This window comes from Blastococcus brunescens (assembly GCF_035320885.1).
GTDB classification, from domain to species: domain Bacteria; phylum Actinomycetota; class Actinomycetes; order Mycobacteriales; family Geodermatophilaceae; genus Blastococcus_B; species Blastococcus_B brunescens.
This window is the reverse complement of the sequence record NZ_CP141261.1, coordinates 4,248,536-4,262,694: the sequence shown is the minus strand read 5'-3', so window position 1 is coordinate 4,262,694 and position 14,159 is coordinate 4,248,536. Positions and strand designations below refer to the sequence as shown.

Genomic DNA, 14,159 nt, shown 5'->3' with positions numbered 1-14,159 from the left:
CCATGGACAAGATGAAGCAGCAGGTGGGGTACCGCGACCTGGTCGACTTCCCGGCTGCCACGAAGGAGACCGTCGACTGGTATCTCGAGAACCCGCCGGTCGCCGGTGGTGAGGAGGAGCAGCAGCTGAGCGACGCCTTCGACTACGACGGCGAGGACCAGTTCCTCGCGGCGTACGACGACTTCGCCCGCCGCTGCGCTCAGATCGAGTACACCGACGTGGAGTACCGGCACCAGTACGAACATCCGAAGAAGCCGGGAGACAGCGCGACCGGCTCCCACTGATGGACACCACCCTCGGGCGAGCAGGAAGCCCCTGGAGGGTCTGCGAGTGGTCGCCTTCGAGCAGGCGGTCGCGATGCCCTACTGCACGTTCCTGCTCGCTGAGCTCGGGGCCGACGTGGTCAAGGTCGAGCGCCCCCGCGCGGTGACGTGATCCGGGGCTGGGACGACGCGGTCAAGGGGCTCTCGACCGGCTACGTGTGGCTGAACAGCAACAAGCAGTCGGTCGGGCTCGACCTCAAGTCGGATGCCGGACGTGAGGTGCTGCTCCGGTTGGTCGCCGATGCCGACGTGTTCGTCGAGAACTTCGCGCCGGGCGTGATGCGCCGGCTCGGGCTGGACTTCGAGGCGATGCTCCAGGTGAACCCGCAACTCATCTTCTGCAGCCTCTCCGGGTACGGCCAGACGGGCCCGTACGCGGAGGCGAAGGCCTTCGACCTGCTGATCCAGGGGAGTCCGGGCTGATCAACGTCAGCGGGCAGCCGGATGCCCCTGCGAAGATCGGCATCCCGATCACCGACCTGGTCGCCGGCTCCAATGCCACGATCGCCATTCTCGCCGCACTCCAGCAGCGACAGCGGGATCGCGCCGGGCAGTACCTCGACGTGGCGATGCTCGACAGCATCATGCCCTGGTTGGGCTATTACCCCCACCACGTCTGGCACCACGACGAGGAGCCGGAACGGACGGGCATGCATCACCAGTACATCACCCCGTACGGGCCGTATCCAGCCGGCGACGGCAAGCTGGTGAACCTCGCAGTCGCCGACGACAGGCAGTGGCGCTCGTTCTGCCTCGAGGTGATCGAGGCGCCCGAACTCCTCGACGACCCCGCTTCGCGACGGTCATCTCCCGCCACCGGCATCGCGACGTGCTGCGCCCGCTGATCGAGGACGCCCTGAGCCGCGAGGACAGCGGCTTCTGGCTGGACCGGCTGGCGCGCGCCGGCATCCCGAGTGGGCGGGTGCGCTCGGTCAAGGAAGCCCTCGACCACCCTCAGGTGGTGGCCCGCGGCATGCGGGTCACGGCGGATTCCGCCGTCGGTCCGCTGCCCGTGTTCCGGGCGCCCTTCGAGGCCGCCGCGGGCGGCGAACGCCATATCCCGGAGCTCGGGGAGCACACCGACATCGTCCTCGAACAACTCCGCTACACCCCCGCCGAGATCTCGCGCCTGCGTGAGTCGGGCACGGTCTTGTGATCAGGAGAAACGCATGGCAGCCATGGAAGAACTCACGTCCGTCCGCCAGGCGGTGCGGCAGATCTGCGCCCGCTACGACGGCAGCTACTGGCAGGGTCTCGAGCGCGACGGCGGCCGCTATCCCGAGGACTTCATCCGGGAGCTGACCGAGTCGGGCTGGTTGGGCCTGCTCATCCCCGAGGAGTACGGCGGGGGCGGCGCCGGTGTCACCGAGGCCGGGGTCGTGCTCGAGGAGATCCACCGGTCGGGCGCCAACGCCAACGCCTGCCACGCGCAGATGTACACGATGGGAGTCCTGCTCCATCACGGCAGCGAGGAGCAGAAGCGCCGTTACCTGCCGGAGATCGCCAGCGGCAAGCTGCGGCTCCAGGCCTTCGCCGTCACCGAGCCGGACGCCGGGTCCGATACCAGCCGGATCCGTACCCGGGCGGTGCGCACCGACGACGGCTTCGTCGTCAACGGCCAGAAGATCTACATCTCCCGGGTGGCGTACTCCGACCTGATGATCCTGCTGGCCCGCACCAGTGACGCGCCCGAGGGCCGCGGCACCCAAGGCCTGTCGATCTTCCTGGTGGACCTGCGCGAGGCCGGCGACGCCGTCACGCTCCAGCGGATCCCCATGACGTTCAACCACCACACCTACCAGGTGTTCATCAACGACCTCCGGCTGCCGCACGACGCCCTGGTGGGCGAGATCGACAACGGTTTCCGGCACATCATCGACGGCTGGAACGTCGAGCGGATCCTGGTCAGCTCGGAGGCGATCGGCGACGCCCGCTTCTTCGTGGACCGGGCCACGGAGTACGCCAAGCAGCGTCAGGTGTTCGGCCGCCCGATCGGGATGAACCAGGGCGTGCAGTTCCCACTGGCCCAGGCATCCGCCCACCTCGAGGCGGCCGACCTGATGCGGTTCGAGGCCGCCCGGCGGTTCGACGCGGGCGAGAAGTGCGGCCCGCAGGCCAACATGGCCAAGCTCCTCGCCTCCCAGGCGTCCTGGGAGGCCGCGAACGCGGCTGTCACCACATACGGGGCAACAGCTTCGCTGTCGAGTACGACATCGAACGGAAGCTCCGCGAGACGAAGCTGCTCGAGATCGCCCCTGTGAGCAACAACCTGATCCTGTCCTACCTGGCCCAGCACGTCCTCGGGCTGGATCGCTCGTACTGAGGGAGACGACCGTGTCAACCAAGCCCATGCGCTCGTGGATGTTCGTGCCCGGGAACAGCAGCCGCTATCTGGCCAAGGCAGCCGGAAGCACCGCGGACGCGGTCTTCCTCGACCTCGAGGACGGCGTGCCGCCGGCCGACAAGGTGGCGGCCCGTGAGCTGGTCGCGCAGACCCTGCAGACTGCGGATTTCGCGCCCCAGCGCTTCGTCCGTCTCAACGCTGTGGACACCCCTGGTTCGCCGACGACGTCCAGGCGCTCCTCCGGCACCGCCCGCGCGGCTTCTGCGTGCCCAAGGTCGACGACCCCGAGACCGTGCGGGAAGTGGCGTCGATGCTCGAGACGCTCGAGGCCGAGGCCGGGGTGCCCACGGGCTCGACGGAGCTGATGCCCGCCATCGAGAGCGCCACCTCCCAGCTCAACGCTCCGGCGATCGCCGCGGCCCATCCCCGGGTGGTCGGCATCATGTTCGGCGCCGAGGACTACGCGCTGAACCTGGGCCTCGGGACGGTCCGCAAGAACGAGGCTGCACAGCTGCTCTACGCGCGCTCCGCGATCGTCGTCGCCGCTGCGGCCGCCGGCGTGATGAGCGTCGACGGGGTCTTTCCCGACCTCGACGACAACGACGGGATGCTGGCCGACATCCAGCGTTCGCGGGACCTGGGCTTCACCGGCAAGTCGACGTTCAACCCGCGCCAGCTGGAAGACATCAACCGGATGTTCAGCCCTCAGCCCGACGAGCTGGAGTACGCCGGACGCGTGGTCGCCGCCTTCGACGAGGCGCAGGCCCGTGGCGACGGTTCGGTCGCGGTGGGCGGTCAGCTCGTCGACCTGCCGATCGTGATGCGCGCCCAGCGACTGCTCGAAACCCACAAGACGCTGCAGGAGGCATGAGATGGGCACCGTGAAGCCTGGGTGGAACGGCCGGTTCCTCGAGGACTACGAGGTCGGCGACATCTACGAGTGCTCCTACGGGCGCACGATCACCGAAGCCGACAACATCCAGTTCACCCTGCTCACCAACAACTCCAACCAGATCCACTTCAACCGCGAGTACGGTGCGCAGACCGAGTGGAAGAACACGCTCGTCAACAGCGCTCTGACGCTGTCGGTCGTCGCGGGCATGAGCGTCGCGGACGTCAGTTACAACGGCTTCGCGCTGGGCTGGGACGAGATCAAGCTGCCCAACCCCGTCTTCCCCGGCGACACGCTCTACTCCGCCTCCGAAGTGCTCGAGGTGCGCGAGTCGAGGTCCCGGCCCGGCCAGGGGTGGTCAAGGTGCGCACCATCGGTCGCAAGCAGGACGGAGTCCTCGTCATCGAGTACGTCCGCTCCATCATGGTCTGGAAGCGCGATGCAGCGCCGAAGGCGCACTCCATGCCGCAGCCCGAGGTCGGCCGGTGACCCGTTGACCGGCGTCATGACGAGCACGCTCGGCGGGTTGGCGGACTACGTCGTCGGGGCCGACCTCGAGCGCGACACCGTCCTGAGGCCGGCAGCACGTGCGGTGGTGGACACGGTCTGCTCGGCGCTGGCCGGCCGGACGGAGGCCACTACGCTGGCCGCCGGCACGCTGGCCGCGGAGGCGCTCGGCGTCGAGGGTGCCCCGGTCGCGCGCGCATGGGCGACCGGGACAGAGACGATGGTCGGAGAGGCCGCGTTCGTCAACGGCGTGGCAGGTCATGCGCTCGACCTCGACGACGTCAGCATGTCGATGTGGGGCCACCCGAGCACCCTTCTGGTGCCGGTGGTCCTCGCCCTCGGGGAGGCGCAGGGACGCTCGCTCGGTGACGCGCTGACGGCCTATGCCGTCGGCCTGCACGTCGACGTGGCATTGGCGGCCGGGTTCGACCTGGTGCAGCACTACGCGAAGGGCTGGCACGCATCGGTCACGGTCGGGTCCGTCGGCGCCGTCGCGGCCGGTGCCCGCCTGATGCGGCTCAGCCGTGAGCAGACCGGGCACGCCCTGGGCATGGCGGTGTCGATGGCCTCGGGCACGCGGCAGAACTTCGGCACGATGACCAAGCCGATGCACATCGGGCTGGCCGCCGAGAACGCCGTCCGGGCGTGCCGGCTGGCGGCGCTGGGCGTGGACTCCAGCGAACAGGCCCTGGACGGCCCGATGGGGTTCTTCGCGCTGTACGGCGACTCCGAGCCGCAACCGGCCCGGGTCGGGGCGACGCTGGCGAGGCCGGAGGAGGAGTCGTTGCGCAGCCTCAACGTCAAGCGCTTTCCTGCTGCTACCAGACGCACCGGGCGATCGACGCCGCTCTGGAGCTCCGCGACGGAATGGGCTCCGTGCGAGCGGACGAGGTCGTGGAGGTGGTGGTCCACGTCAACCCCGGGAGCGACAACTCCTTGATCCATCCCTATGCCACGACCCCAGCGCAGGCCCGGTTCTGCATGCGGTACGTCGTGGCAGCGGCGCTGCTGGACGGGCGCGTGGACTTCGCGACGTTCTCGCCCGACCGCGTCCTGGCCGAGGACGTGCAGGCGCTGATGCGCAAGGTCCGGCTCGAGCACGACGCCGAGGTGCCTTACGGGGTGGGAGCTACAGCCTCGACTACGCAGCGGTCCTCGTCGAGCGCTCGGGCGGTTCTTCGTCGGAGCACCGCATCTGCACGGTGCCACGCGGCAACGCGGACAGGCCGCTGGACGACGACGAGCTGGTCGCGAAGGCCGATGCCTGCCTGGCTTACGGCGGCTTCCGGGCCGGCGGTCGCCAGCTCCTGACGGCGTTGACCGACCCCACGGCCCCGGTCTCCGCGTTCGTGGCGTCGCTCCGCGGCCTCGATCCCACCGCTGCTACCACACCTGAGAGGACGACGTCGTGACCGAAGCCCTGGAGATCTCACCGGTCGGACGTGCCGCCCTGTACGCGCGCGAGGTCCCGCAGGGATCCGCCATCGACACGATGGGCATCCGGCCGACGTGGGCCGCCGACGGGACAGCGCGGGCCGAGATGGTGGTCGAGGATCACCACCTCAACCAGGTGGGCGTGGTGCAGGGCGGCGTCTACGCGCTGCTCGCCGACGCGGTGGCCGGCTGGGCCGCGATGTCGGTGCTCCCGGAGGGCAAGTCGTTCGTGACCCTCGACCTGCGGATCAACCTGCTGCGGGCGATCCGATCCGGCAGCCGGCTCATCGCCGAGGCGCTGCCGGTCCACAGCGGGAGCACCACGCTGGTCTTCGAGGTCCGCGTGCACGCCGACTCGGCGACGGCCGCGAAGCCGGCTGCCTTCTTCGTGTGCACCCAGCTGGTGGTGAGCGGGTGAAGCTCGCGACCGTCGACTGGCGGAGCACCACCACCGCGGCCCTGGTCGAGGGTGACCGCGTTCTGCCGGTGGCCGCGCTGCCGGGCCGGGAGTCATGCCGGGACGTGCTCCCCTGATCGAGCGCCCGCTGACCCCCGCCGAGGTCGAGGCGCTGCGCGTGGGCGAGGCGCTGGGGGCCGGCGACGTGGTGTGGCGGCCGCCGATCCTGCGCACGCCCAAGAACATCTTCTGCGTCGGCGTGAACTACCACGCCCACCTCAGCGAGAGCACGACCGTGCGGGCGTCCGACGGACCCACCGTCGGGCCCTGCTGGTTCACCAAGCCGTCCACGAGCCTCGCCGGCAACGGTGTGCCGGTGACGGTGGCCGAGGGGCAGGACGAGGTCGACTTCGAAGGGAGGTGGCCGCGGTGATCGGCCGCCGGTGCAGCGGCCTGAGCGAGGCCGCGTCGCTCGACGCCGTGTTCGGCTACACGTTGATCGACGACGTTTCCAACCGTGCCCTGCAGCGCGAGCGGGAGCAGTGGTTCCTCGGCAAGGCCGCCGACGGGCATGCCCCTGCGGTCCGTGCATCGTCACCGCCGACGAGATCGGCGACCCACAGAACCTCACGCTCACCACTCGCGTGAACGGCGAGGTGCGGCAGAGCGCCTCGACCGCCCTGATGATCAACGGCTTCTCCCGGCTGATCGCCGACCTGTCCAGCGTGGTGACCCTCGAGCCAGGGGACATCGTGGCCGGTGGCACCCCTGCGGGGTGGGTATGGCCGACGGCCGGTACCTGCGCCCGGGCGACGAGGTCGTCGTGTCGGTCCCCGCGATCGGCGAGCTCCGCACGCCGATCCTGGCTCGGGGATGACGTGACGGACCGGTCCGCATGCGCCTCGCCGGGCGCGACGTGCGGCCGCCGACGACCAACCGATGACCTGATCCTGCCAAGCGAGGAGGCACGCCATGACCAGTGAGGGCTCTGCAGCGTATGTCGAGCGGCTCGAGCGGGCCCGCGAGGAGTTGGTGAGCCGTGGCCTGGAGGCGGCGGTGATCACCCGACCCGAGAACATCTTCTTCCTGACCGGCTACCGGGCCGCGGGCATCGCTGCGGCGACCGCGAAGCTGCACGCGCTGCTTCTCCCGGCGGAGGGCGAACCGAGCATGCTGGTGCGATCGCTGGAGCGCCGGACGTCGGAGGCGATGGTGTCGGTGGATCGGCTGGTCTACGACGACGCCGAGGACCCGTTCGCCCTGCTCGCGGAGCGGATGGCCGAGATCGTCCGGGGGCCGGGAGCGCCGGTCGGGGTGGAGCTCCAGCGGATCAGCGCGTACCGGCTGCAGCGGCTCCTGGACCGGCTGGACGAGTCGGGATCGGGAGTGCTCCCCGTCGACGTGTCCGGATTGATCGAGGCCCATTCGCTGATCCTCGGCACGCCCGAGATCGCCAGCATGCGCCGGGCCGCTCAGGTCAGTGCGGCCGGCCTGCGCACGGGCCTGGCGGCGAGCGGCCCGGGAGTGGCGGCCGCCGACGTCGTCGGCCAGGTGCAGGCGGCGATGTACGCCGCGGGGCAGACCGATTTCGAGAAGTCGTTCGTGGCGCTGTGGAGCGGCCCCCACGGCGGGCTCATGCACGACACCCGCCTCGACCGGACGCTCGCTTCGGGCGACGTGGCGACGGTCGAGGTGATGGGCGTGGACAACCACTACATCGCCTGCGCCCAGGCCACGGTGCCCGTCGGGAACGCGCCGGACGGTTTCGCCGCGGTCCAGGACCTGGTGCACAGTCTGCACGACGCGGCGCGCGCGGCGGTCCGGCCGGGCGCGCGGGCGGGCGACGTGTTCGCCGCGGCCAGCCGGATCTACGAGCAGGAGACCGGCACGCCCTACTTCCGACGGGCGGGGGATCGATGGGCCTCACGACGTTCGGTCTGGACCTCGTCGCGGGCAACGACGCGCAGCTTCAGGTCGGCACTCCGCTGTTGATCCAGACGCTGGTCACCGAGCCCTACCTGGTCTGCTGCGGCACTACCGTCCTGGTCGGCGAGGAGGGGTTCGAGGCGTTGACCCACCGGCCCGACGACCCGTTGCTCACCGAGAGGCCATGAGCGGCGTCACGGTGCTGCTGACCGGTGGGACGATCGGCCAGCGCAGCAGCGGCGGTGTCGCAGCGCCGGCTGCCGATGCCACCGCCGCGCTGGTCCAGCGCGTCTGCCCGGCCGGCATCGAGCTCGAGCTGGTGCGTGCCATGCAGCGCGACAGCCCGGACATCGGGCCGGCCGAGTGGGAGCAGTTGGCCCGCGAGGTCGCTCGCGCGGTGCGCCGCGGCGCGGATGGTGTGGTGGTGCTGCACGGCACCGACACGCTTGCCCACACAGCGGCCGCGCTCGCACTGGCGCTGCCCGGTATCGGCGTGCCCGTCGTCCTGACCGGCTCGATGAGACCTGGCAGCGACGACGATTCCGACGCCGAGTCCAATCTGCACAGCGCTTTCCTGGTCGCCACCTCGCCCCTGCGCGGGGTCGCGGTCGTCTTCACCTCCCCGGACGACGGCGCCACTGCCGACATCCTGAGAGGCACCCGGGCGGTCAAGCGCCGTACCAGCGAGGCGGCGGCGTTCGAGAGCGTGGGTGCACCGCTCTGGGGGCGGGTGGCCGATGACGAGGTGCGGTTGGACCGTGACGCGCCGCGACGCACCGCGGCGACGCTGCCCGACGGCGAGTGCGCCTTCAGTCCGCACGTCGACGTGGTGAAGGTGAGTCCGATGACCACCGGCGATCGGATGCGCCGGCTGCTCGCAGGCCTGCACGGCGTGGTCGTCGAGGGATTCGGCGCCGGGCACGTGCCCCGCGCAGCGCTCGACGCGCTCGCCGCGTTCGACGGCCCCGTCGTGGTCTGCTCGCAGGTCTCGACGGATCACGAACGGCTGGGCATGTACGCCTCGGACCGGCGTCTCACCGACATCCCCAGGTCATCCCTGCCGGGACGTTGACGAGCTCGACCGCGCTGGTGCAGCTGAGCTGGGCGCTCGGCCAGGGCGGCGACGTGCGTGCGAGCATGAGCGCCGACCGGGTGGAGGAGTGCGCTGCCGCGGACGTCCCTGGGTCCGAACGAAGCCGGACAGGGGTCTCCGGTGAGCGACGGGCCAGCAGTGCCGGCGCAGGGGCGTTCATCTCGCTGCTCGACCAGATCGAGCAGAACGTCGACCGGTACGGCGACCGGGTCGCCGTCGCCGACCCGGAGGGCTCGATGAGCTACCGGGAACTGTGGGACCGCGCCCTGGACGTCGCGGGTGGCCTGCGCCGCGACGGGTGCGTCCCGGGCAGCCGCGTGTGCGTGGACCTGCCCAACGGGTCGCGCTGGGTGCAGGCCTTCCTCGGCGCTGCCCTGGCGGGGGCGGTCGTGGTGCCGCTGGACCAGCGGACGTCCGCCGAGCACCGAGCGTTCATCCGGGAGGACGCCGGGGCACGCACGAGCATCACCGACGTGCTGCCCCGGCCCGCCGAGCCGGTGCGGCACCGGCCGGCACCCGACGATCTTGCGGTGCTGCTCTACACCAGTGGCACGACCGGGACGCCGAAGGGCGTGATGATCACCCATGCCAACGTGGCCGCCTACCGGGCGATCACGCGGGACTACCTGGGTGCCGAGCTGGCGGACGCGCCGTTCCGCAACCTGATCGCGATATCGCTGGCGCACTCGGCGGGCTGCAACACGCAGCTGTTGCCGACGCTCGCCCTCGGCGGGACCGCGGTCATCGCCGGCGGATCGGGCCCACCGAACGTGGTGAAGATGCTGGAGGCGTGGGAGCCCGAACTGATGTTCGCGGTGCCGGTCGTCTACAAGCGGCTCCTCGAGCACACGGCGGGCGACCGGTCGGTGCTGCGCTGCCTGCGCGACGTGCACTTCGGGGCGGCAGTGACCCCGAGCTCCCTGGTTCGCGAACTCCGGGAGGAGCTGCCGTGGGTCCGCCTGGGCAACGCCTTCGGTATGACGGAGATCAGCAACGTCGCGCTCTTCCTCCCTGACGAGCACATCGAGGCGTACGCCGGCAGCGTCGGCTTCCCGGTGGCGGGCGTGGAGTGCGAGATCCGCGATGCCGACGACAGCGGGCGGGGCGATCTCTACCTGCGCGGGCCCAACATGGCCCGCGGGTACTGGCGGCGCCCGGAGCTCACCGAGGAGGTGTTCGGCACCGGCTGGGTGCGCTCGGGCGACGTGGCGCACATCGGCCCGGACGGCGCGGTGTACCTGCACGACCGGAAGGACGACGTGATCAACCGCGGCGGTGAGAAGATCTACTCCACGGCTGTGGAGGATGCGCTGCTGGACCTGCCCGGCATCCGGGAGGCCGGCGTTGTCGGGGTCCCCGACGACGACCTGGGCGCCCGGGTGGGCGCGGTCGTCGTCACCGACCGCGCCTACGACCTGGGGAGCTCCGCGACCTGCTGGGTGCGCGGCTGCCCGCGCACTCCCTCCCCGAACGCCTGGTCGTGCAGACCGAGCGTCTGCCGCGCGGTTCGTCGGGCAAGGTGCTCAAGCGGCTGCTCGAGGAGCAGCTGGGCTACTTCCGGGAGAAACCTCGCCGTAGGGGTGGAGCTGTAACATGGCTGAGATGAACACGGGGTCCGCGACCGCCCTGGCTGCCGAGGGCGGCGTCTCCGTGGAGGCACCGAGCCCCCAGCGCGAACGAATCAGGCTCGCCGCGGTACAGCTGTTCACCCGGCAGGGATTCGCCGGGACGAGCATGAAGCAGCTCGCGCACGCCCTCGACATGGTTCCAGCCAATCTTTACAACTACTTCTCGAGCAAGGAAGCCATCCTCTTCGACGTCCTCCACCACCAGCTCTCGAAGCTGCACGAGCACACGATCCACGTGGTGAAGCGAGACGACCGGCCGAGCGCGCAGCTGCGCGCCTTGGCGGAGAACTTGGTGCTCAGCGACCTCAAGGACCCGATGGCTGCGTTCGTCGGCATCCAGGGCGTGAAGGGACTCTCCCACGGCAACCTGGAGGTCGTCTCTCAGCTCATGCGCGACGTCCGCATGGCCTGGGGCGGAGTGATCCAGCGCGGGGTGGACGAGAAGGAGTTCGACGTTCACGACGTCAAGCTGTGCACGTTGTCCATCCTGACCTTGTGCTCCTCGGTGGCCACCTGGTACCAGCCAGATGGGCCCTACAGCCCGGAGTACGTCGCGAGCGGAATCGCCGATTCCGCCCTGCGGATGGCCGGCGTCCGGATCTGACCCGCAGGCGGAAGGCTCGGCTCCGAGGAACTCCGCCCGTGGCCGGTCGGCACGCCGGTGTGGGTCAGCCTCCTCGGCGCTCGACGCGTCGGTCATCACGGTCGCTCGGCGCTGATGACCCGCTCGGAGCAGATCGACCCTGCCACCTTCCGACGCGAGCACCTGGCCCAGACAGGCCTGCCCCGCCGCATCAGATGCTGATCAGGTTCGTCAACACGTCGATGTCGGCGGAGGCCGACGTGGTCTGCGGCGCGACTGCGGCGAGCGCAGGGTCGAGTGGACCAACGCCGGCAAGGCTGCCGACACCGCGACGTCGAACCACGCCGACAGTCAGGGCCTCCTCGATCCCCGACTTCCGCCCCGGGTACTACTTCTCCGACGTGCAGCGGAGCGCAGCCGATGAGCGGGGCGGGGGTCGGTCACCGTGGTCGCGACCCGCTAGCTGCGCGGTGTCGACCCGGGGATGGAGAAGCTGGTGGAGTACCTGGGGATCATCCGACCGTGAAGCCGCAGGTGTCGGACATGGTCACGCGACGAGGGCGGCTCATCGGCGCCTCGCGCCGTCCTCGATGGCGAGGCAACAAGTCTATAACCGTTCATTGACCGTCCGCACGGGGCTGTGTATACAGATGTCCACATCCCGAGTGGGTGGCGAGAATGCCTCGCTGTCCCAAACGGACCGTGCCCCGGCTTATCCGGTGCCGACTTCGACAGGGGACTTCCATGCATCGGTTCGGCAAGCGGCACGCCACGGCGGCCCTCCTCGTCAGCGCACTCCTCGCAGCCGGCTGCGGCGACGACGGTGGCGATGGCGGTGGTGGCGGCGGCGGGAGTGAGGAGACGCTGAAGGTAGGGCTGTTCCTGCCCGAGGTAGGGCCGTTCGCGGGGAACGCCGATGCGCAGGAACAGGGCTTCCGGCACTACGTCGAGAACGTCAACGACGGCATGCTGTCCGGCTACGAGGTCGAGATCGTGACCGCCGACACGGCCAACGACCCGGCGGTCGCCCGGGAGAACGTGCAGCGGCTGGTCGAGCGCGACGAGGTCGACGTCATCGTCGGCGTGATCAGCAGCGCCGTCGCCTACGCGATCGCCCCGTACCTGGCCGAGTCGGGCGTGCCCACGATCTTCACCGCCACGGCGGCGGACGACCTGACCCAGCGCGACCACACACCGAACATCTTCCGCACCAGCACCGCGGCCTCCCAGATCATGCTGCCGGCGGGTACGTACGCCTGTGAGGTCCTAGGCTACGAGACGGCGGCGATGGTGAGCCTGGACTACGCGTTCGGCTACGAGTCGAACGGCGGGTTCGCGCGCGCGTTCGAGGACGCCGGTTGCGAGGTCGTCCAGGAGATCTACTCGCCGCTCGGCACCGCCGACTGGGGACCCGTGGTCCAGAACATCGACGAGAATGTCGACGTCATCGTGCAGACGACGTCCGGCTCCGACGCCGTGAAGCTGCTGCAGGCCTACCGGGACTTCGGCCTGACCGACATCCCGATGCTGGCCAACGGCTTCGGCACCGATCCCTCGACCCTGCCGGAGCAGGCCCAGCGCGAGTTGGCGACCGGCATCCAGAGCGTCCACTACTACTCCGAGGGTGCCGACACCCCTGCCAACCAGGAGTTCCAGGAGGGATTCCGCGAGGCCTACGGACAGACGGCAGGCGCGTACGCGGAGGCCACCTACGTCGCGGCCATGGTGCTGGAGGCCGCCTTGGCGGACATCGACGAGCTCAGCTACGAGTCCCTCATCGACGCGATGGCGGACGTGACGTTGGACGACGCCCCCGGGGAACGCTCGCGTTCGACGAGTACGGGCAGGCGATCTTCCCGGTGTCCCTGCGGGAGATGGCGCCGGGGGCGGACGACGAGCTGATGAACCAGACCGTCGAGACCATCGACGACGAGGTCAACCAGTTCTGGACGTACGAGCCCGAGGACTACTTGGAGAACGAGACGTACGTCGACCTCAAGGGCACCTGGGCGCAGTAACGCCGAAGGCAACTCACCAGCAGATCACGGGAGGAGGTGCCGCGGTGGATGTCACCGAGATCCTGGCGCGCGGGCTCAACGGGCTGTCGTTCGGCGCACTGCTGTTCCTGGTCGCCAGCGGACTGACGCTGACGTTCGGGCTCATGCGCACGTTGAACCTCGCGCACGGCGCCTTCTACCTGCTGGGCGGCTACATCGCACTGGATGTCCTGCGGCGCACCGACAGCTACTGGCTCGGCCTCGGGGCCGCGCTCGTGGCGGTCGGCCTGCTGGGGCTGATCTTCGAGCGGCTGCTGCTGCACAGGTTCATCGGGCGGGAGCTGCCACAGATCATCATGACGATCGGCTTGGCCTTCCTGATCTCGGATCTCGTCCTCGGTCACTACGGCGGCGCGCCTGCGACGCCGCCACGTCCACCGGGCCTGCAGGGAGCTTCACGGTCGCAGGGATCACGTTCCCGTGGTTCCGCCTCGGCCTGATCGTCATCGCTCTGCTGGTGTGGGCCGGCCTCTGGCTCCTCGTGAACCGAACTCGCACCGGTGCGGTCATCCGCGCCGCGGTGGACGACCAGGAGATGGCGAGAGCCATCGGTATCCGTGTGCCGCTCATCTTCATGGTCATGTTCGCGTTCGGGGCGGTCCTCGCCGCCTTCGCGGGTGTGTGGGGCGGCGCTTTCACCGGCCTCGCCCCGGGTGAGGAGTTCCAGATCCTCATCCTGGCCCTGGTCGTGGTCGTCGTCGGAGGGTTGGGGTCGGTCAACGGCGCACTGTTGGCGGCGGCGCTGGTCGGGCTGGTGGACGAGTTCGGCAGAGCCCTGTTTCCCGAGTTGGCGTTCTTCACCATCTTCGCGCCGGTGGCACTGCTCCTGGCCTTCCGGCCGCGAGGCCTGTTCGGAAAGGTTGCCTGATGGGGGAGCACGTCCTTCGGTACGTCCGGTCCCATCCGTTTGCCCTGGCACTCGGTGTGGTCGCCCTGGTCCTGCTCGTCGCGGCGCCGACGTTCTTGGCGACGTAC

The 14,159-nt window shown here is 69.8% G+C and carries 14 protein-coding genes and 3 pseudogenes; all 17 read left to right on the top strand.

Annotated features, from left to right (window positions below; genetic code table 11):
• Positions 1-2: 2 nt before the first annotated feature.
• The 17 genes and pseudogenes from U6N30_RS28690 to U6N30_RS28585 all read left to right on the top strand — a co-directional run bounded on the left by U6N30_RS28690 (position 3) and on the right by U6N30_RS28585 (position 14,052).
• Positions 3-284, top strand: a complete 282-nt coding sequence (locus U6N30_RS28690) for a hypothetical protein (protein ID WP_324274942.1) — start codon at positions 3-5, stop codon at positions 282-284.
• Positions 244-435 carry a CoA transferase gene (locus tag U6N30_RS28685; protein WP_324278525.1) on the top strand — a complete coding sequence of 64 codons (192 nt, stop codon included), beginning with the start codon at positions 244-246 and terminating at the stop codon, positions 433-435. Before U6N30_RS28690 ends, U6N30_RS28685 begins: the two co-directional genes overlap by 41 nt.
• Positions 432-1,479: pseudogene (locus U6N30_RS34800) on the top strand (CaiB/BaiF CoA transferase family protein). Before U6N30_RS28685 ends, U6N30_RS34800 begins: the two are co-directional and overlap by 4 nt.
• 22 nt (positions 1,480-1,501) lie before the next feature.
• Positions 1,502-2,584 (top strand): acyl-CoA dehydrogenase family protein, encoded by a 1,083-nt coding sequence (locus tag U6N30_RS28665; protein ID WP_324274939.1) that lies wholly within the window; start codon positions 1,502-1,504, stop codon positions 2,582-2,584.
• An 88-nt stretch (positions 2,585-2,672) separates the two neighbouring features.
• Positions 2,673-3,538 (top strand): annotated as a pseudogene (locus U6N30_RS28655) (HpcH/HpaI aldolase/citrate lyase family protein).
• A gap of 1 nt (position 3,539) precedes the next feature.
• Positions 3,540-5,006: an MmgE/PrpD family protein gene (locus U6N30_RS28650; RefSeq protein WP_324274938.1), complete on the top strand. Its 1,467-nt coding sequence runs from the start codon at positions 3,540-3,542 to the stop codon at positions 5,004-5,006.
• Positions 4,934-5,377 carry a hypothetical protein gene (locus U6N30_RS28645; protein ID WP_324274937.1) on the top strand — a complete coding sequence of 148 codons (444 nt, stop codon included), beginning with the start codon at positions 4,934-4,936 and terminating at the stop codon, positions 5,375-5,377. The genes U6N30_RS28650 and U6N30_RS28645 overlap by 73 nt, the downstream gene beginning before the upstream one ends.
• Before the next feature lie 97 nt (positions 5,378-5,474).
• Positions 5,475-5,918 (top strand): PaaI family thioesterase, encoded by a 444-nt coding sequence (locus tag U6N30_RS28640; RefSeq protein ID WP_324274936.1) that lies wholly within the window; start codon positions 5,475-5,477, stop codon positions 5,916-5,918.
• Positions 5,919-6,012: 94 nt separating this feature from the next.
• Positions 6,013-6,880: pseudogene (locus U6N30_RS34795) on the top strand (fumarylacetoacetate hydrolase family protein).
• Complete coding sequence (locus U6N30_RS28620; RefSeq protein WP_324274932.1) at positions 6,870-7,889, top strand: M24 family metallopeptidase; 1,020 nt, start codon at positions 6,870-6,872, stop codon at positions 7,887-7,889. Before U6N30_RS34795 ends, U6N30_RS28620 begins: the two are co-directional and overlap by 11 nt.
• Complete coding sequence (locus U6N30_RS28615) at positions 7,886-8,011, top strand: hypothetical protein (RefSeq protein WP_324274931.1); 126 nt, start codon at positions 7,886-7,888, stop codon at positions 8,009-8,011. Before U6N30_RS28620 ends, U6N30_RS28615 begins: the two co-directional genes overlap by 4 nt.
• Positions 8,008-8,895, top strand: coding sequence for an asparaginase (locus U6N30_RS28610; protein ID WP_324274930.1), 888 nt, complete (start codon positions 8,008-8,010; stop codon positions 8,893-8,895). Before U6N30_RS28615 ends, U6N30_RS28610 begins: the two co-directional genes overlap by 4 nt.
• On the top strand, positions 8,892-10,508 hold the full coding sequence (locus U6N30_RS28605; protein ID WP_324274929.1) for a class I adenylate-forming enzyme family protein: 1,617 nt from the start codon (positions 8,892-8,894) through the stop codon (positions 10,506-10,508). Before U6N30_RS28610 ends, U6N30_RS28605 begins: the two co-directional genes overlap by 4 nt.
• A gap of 1 nt (position 10,509) precedes the next feature.
• Positions 10,510-11,148 (top strand): TetR/AcrR family transcriptional regulator, encoded by a 639-nt coding sequence (locus U6N30_RS28600; RefSeq protein ID WP_324274928.1) that lies wholly within the window; start codon positions 10,510-10,512, stop codon positions 11,146-11,148.
• A gap of 723 nt (positions 11,149-11,871) precedes the next feature.
• Entirely contained in the window at positions 11,872-13,029 is a 1,158-nt protein-coding gene (locus U6N30_RS28595) for an ABC transporter substrate-binding protein (RefSeq protein WP_324274927.1), read from the top strand.
• 160 nt (positions 13,030-13,189) lie between these two features.
• Entirely contained in the window at positions 13,190-13,624 is a 435-nt protein-coding gene (locus U6N30_RS28590; RefSeq protein WP_324274926.1) for a branched-chain amino acid ABC transporter permease, read from the top strand.
• Between the two features lie 17 nt (positions 13,625-13,641).
• Positions 13,642-14,052, top strand: coding sequence for an ABC transporter permease subunit (locus tag U6N30_RS28585; protein WP_422677994.1), 411 nt, complete (start codon positions 13,642-13,644; stop codon positions 14,050-14,052).
• The last annotated feature ends 107 nt before the right edge of the window (positions 14,053-14,159 follow it).

Excerpts from the sequence above, each read along its gene's own strand:
- U6N30_RS28690 (WP_324274942.1), top strand. The coding sequence starts at position 3 with ATGGACAAGATGAAGCAGCAGGTGGGGTACCGCGACCTGGTCGACTTC.
- U6N30_RS28665 (WP_324274939.1), top strand. The coding sequence starts at position 1,502 with ATGGAAGAACTCACGTCCGTCCGCCAGGCGGTGCGGCAGATCTGCGCC.
- U6N30_RS28650 (WP_324274938.1), top strand. The coding sequence starts at position 3,540 with ATGGGCACCGTGAAGCCTGGGTGGAACGGCCGGTTCCTCGAGGACTAC.
- U6N30_RS28645 (WP_324274937.1), top strand. The coding sequence starts at position 4,934 with ATGGGCTCCGTGCGAGCGGACGAGGTCGTGGAGGTGGTGGTCCACGTC.
- U6N30_RS28620 (WP_324274932.1), top strand. The coding sequence starts at position 6,870 with ATGACCAGTGAGGGCTCTGCAGCGTATGTCGAGCGGCTCGAGCGGGCC.
- U6N30_RS28610 (WP_324274930.1), top strand. The coding sequence starts at position 8,008 with ATGAGCGGCGTCACGGTGCTGCTGACCGGTGGGACGATCGGCCAGCGC.
- U6N30_RS28600 (WP_324274928.1), top strand. The coding sequence starts at position 10,510 with ATGGCTGAGATGAACACGGGGTCCGCGACCGCCCTGGCTGCCGAGGGC.
- U6N30_RS28595 (WP_324274927.1), top strand. The coding sequence starts at position 11,872 with ATGCATCGGTTCGGCAAGCGGCACGCCACGGCGGCCCTCCTCGTCAGC.